We start from the raw sequence: 3,670 nt of genomic DNA on the forward strand, positions 1-3,670 counted from the left end.
TAAAAAATCTAAAAATTTATATAATAAGATTAGAAGTGTAGCGTATTATTATTGAAGGGTCTTGGTATAATGCTAGGCATTAATGTAAAAAAAACAAATGAAGAGTTAATTATTTCATGGCAATTGGCGGAGATTACAATTCCATTACGTGATGTGATTGAGATTACCGAAGATGCTACCTATGCTGGTGTTGAAGAAGTAGATGTCATACGTATTGGAACAGCTTATGGGACAACAGACCGTATTTTAATTAAAACAGTAAAACAAAATTATGTATTATTTACTACAAATAAATTTGCTATTTTAAATGCCATTCACGCTTGAATATAGGAGTCTTCTTGGCTAAAATGATAAAAATAAGCACATCTTGTTATAAAAACAGATGTGCTTATTTTTTAATTTCTATGCATTTTTACGTTTTAAGAAAATCACTCCACCAACAATTAACAGTAATGCGCCTGCAGCCATAGAGATCCAACTTGTAAGATTAGTACCTGTTTGCGGTAACCATCCAATTTTAGATTGAATTTCTTGCTTAGGTTGTGGTTGTTCTTTTACTTGCTCGTTAGGCTGCTCTGGTGTTGGAGTATTTTTATCTGAATTTGGCTGTTCTGGTTTAGGTTGTTCCGGCTTTACCTCTTTAAATTTCACTGTTTGTTCCTTATCTTCAATTTCAGCGTGAATAGCTACTAATATATTATCTTGATACAGTTCTTCAAATACTACTACTTCTTTACCTTGTAATGCAGAAGCATTAAATGTGAAATCTAGTGTGATAGAACCATTCTTCTCTTTAGCAATAAACTTAGATTCTACTGTTACTTCTTTTCCATCAACTAATAATGGCTTGTTTGTTGCTTTATCCATCAGTTTACCTTTTACAACATACTCTTTACCCACGATTAAGTCTTTGTATTCCACTTTATCTTGGATTGTTACAGATTTAGAAGCGTCTAACTCTTTAGAACCATCAGCTTTGTTTGTTGCTGTCGTTTTAATAGAAGGTTCTACAAATCGAACTGTTTGACCTACATCGTTAATGTCAACATGTGTTGCAATTACTTGACCTTCATGTAATAAGTCTTCAAACACGACTACTTCTCTTCCTTGCTGTTCAGCACCAACAAAAGTAAAGTCTAATGTTACAAAACCGTTCTTTTCTTTTGCAGTAAACTTCGTTTCAGCTGTTACTTCTTTTCCATCAATTAATAATGGTTTGTTAATAGCTTTGTTCATTAGTTTACCTTTTACAGTGTACTCTTTACCTACAACTAAGTTAGTATACTCCACTTTGTCTTGAATAGTGATAGAATCCTTTGAATGAATCTCTTTTCCACCATCAGCTTTGTTTGTTGCTGTCGTTTTTACTGATGGCTTAACGAACTTAACTGTTTGACCTTTATCATTGATATCAGCATGTGTTGTAACAATTTTTCCTTCTTTCAATAACTCTTCGAATACTACTACCTCTTTTTCTTCTAAACCAGTTGCATCAAATGTGAAGTCTAATGTAATAGAGCCATTTGCTTCTTTTGGTGTAAACTTCGTTTCAGCTGTTACTTCTTTACCATTTACAACTAATGGTTTATTAGTCTCTTTATTCATTAATTTACCTTTTAAAGTGTATTCTTTACCTACTTGTAGGTCTTTGTATTCCACTTTATCTTGGATTGTTACAGACTTAGACGTGTGTATTTCTTTTGTACCATCTGTTTTATCAGTAGCTGTTGTTTTTATTGAAGGAATCTTTTCATCTTTGACAATGTGTTTAATGATTTGACCATTCTCTTTAATTTCAAAAGAGAACGTTTCTTCATTTAATACATAACCTTTTGGCGCAACAGTTTCTTTATATGTGTATTTTCCAAATGGTAATTTTTCAAATTTAGCGATTCCTTTATCGTCTGTTTTTCCTTTTACTACTTCTTTTCCTGCTTCGTTATAAATCGTAAATTCTGCATTTGGAAGCTTGTTATTTCCATCAGCTACATCTACCTTTGTAATTTCTAGATCACCTTTGATAAGATGATTAACTGCCAATAACTCAATAATCTTCCCATGTTCCTTTATTTCGAACATAATTGGTTCTTTAACAAGAACATAACCATTTGGAGAAGCCTTTTCTACAAATGAATATTTACCATACGCTAAATCTTTGACGTTAATCTCACCATTTTTATCTGTCTTATATTCCCCAACTACTTTTCCACTTGCATCTTTTAGCTCGAATGCTGCACCTTCTAATTTTTTACTAATATCTTCATTATCTACTTTTAGTAATTTTACACTACCTTTCACTTCGGTATTTTCCACTGTAAAAGTAAGTGTTTTATTGTGCTCTTTAATTTCAAAAGGATACTTTGTTTTATTTCCAATATATCCATTAGGTGTTTTTGTCTCTAAGAAATAATATTTACCATACGTAAGATCTTCAACGTTTGCAATTCCATTTTCTTTTGTTACTACTTTTTTCACTTCTTTTCCATCTTCAGTGAAGACTGTGAATTCAACATTTGGTAAAATCTTTCCTGAATCACTAAGCTTTTTAATTTCGATGCTACCTTTTACTTTGTTATTTACTATTTGGACAGCTCCTGTTTCTCCTGTCTTAACTTCAATAGTTTGTGGTTTATCATCTGAAACATAGCCTGTTGGTGCTTTAATTTCTTTTAATGTGTAAGTACCAATTGGTAAGTTGTTTAATTCTGCCATACCATCAGCACCAGTCGTGATTTTTCCGACTGATTCATTATTTACATTAAAGACCTCAAATACTGCACCAGCTAAAACTTCTCCATTTTCTCCAACCTTTTTAATTTTTAAAGAACCAGCTGCTTCCCAATTTACTGCAAGATCACTACTAAGCTTTTCTTCATTTCTCTCTAATAGTACTGTAGCATTCTGAACAGTATCCGTACCACGGTAAGCAATTGCTTGAACTTTAGTTAAATTAGCAGCAACACTTAAATTAAATTCACCCGTTTTTGTATTCTTAGGAATTTGGATACGAAATTTTTCTCCAACTGAAAGCTGATCTTTCACTTCTCCATTTTCACTTACAATTCTAACTCCATTAGGTGCATTTTTCGCTACTACCTTATAAGAACCACTCTTAGCATTTGTTTGTACTGAATATAGATTTGTTTCGAAGAATTCACCCTTTAATTCTGCTTTTTGCTTTTCAGCAGGAATCACATTCATAAAAACATCTTGAGTCTCTTCACTATTATTAGCATTACTAATAATAGCCTTAGCTGCTTTTTCAACATTTTTATTCTCATGTTTTAATTCATTTACATCGAGTTGACCTAATGCATTCCAAACCGCAAGTTGCGTTGCATAATGCGCTTCATTTTTATTAGCTACTCCCAGCTGTTCAGCACTTTTTTGCGGGAAACCATTTAATAAGACTCTATATACTACATTATCTGTTTTCCCCATTTCAGGAAGATCTTCACCATTTGGTGATTTTAATCCAAGGGTTAAGCAATAAGCAATTTGACCACTTGAATTTTTAATCATTTCAGTGCGAATGTACTTACCTAGACTATTACTATAACTCCAGTCCATTGAATATTTCTCATGCGTCATAACCTCTGCACTAGCCCTAGGTAAAAATACATTAAGGAATAATGCCAGTACTGATAATAATGTAAAAACTCTTATAATG

The 3,670-nt window shown here is 32.4% G+C and carries 2 protein-coding genes; one reads left to right on the top strand and one right to left on the bottom strand.

What is annotated here, in order from left to right; translation table 11 throughout:
- Window positions 1–69 precede the first annotated feature (69 nt).
- Window positions 70–324, top strand: a complete 255-nt coding sequence (locus ACQGS6_RS24580) for a hypothetical protein (RefSeq protein WP_000900689.1) — start codon at window positions 70–72, stop codon at window positions 322–324.
- A 78-nt stretch (window positions 325–402) separates the two neighbouring features.
- On the opposite strand, the gene ACQGS6_RS24585 is transcribed toward ACQGS6_RS24580, so the two are convergent.
- On the bottom strand, window positions 403–3,669 hold the full coding sequence (locus ACQGS6_RS24585; protein WP_426965749.1) for a VaFE repeat-containing surface-anchored protein: 3,267 nt from the start codon (window positions 3,667–3,669) through the stop codon (window positions 403–405).
- Window position 3,670 lies beyond the last annotated feature (1 nt).

Origin of the sequence: Bacillus sp. GMs2/2, assembly GCF_050172095.1 — a bacterium.
Lineage (GTDB): Bacteria > Bacillota > Bacilli > Bacillales > Bacillaceae_G > Bacillus_A > Bacillus_A cereus.

What these genes read in the sequence shown, in the direction of transcription:
- ACQGS6_RS24580 (WP_000900689.1), top strand. Translation starts at nt 70, where the DNA reads ATGCTAGGCATTAATGTAAAAAAAACAAATGAAGAGTTAATTATTTCA.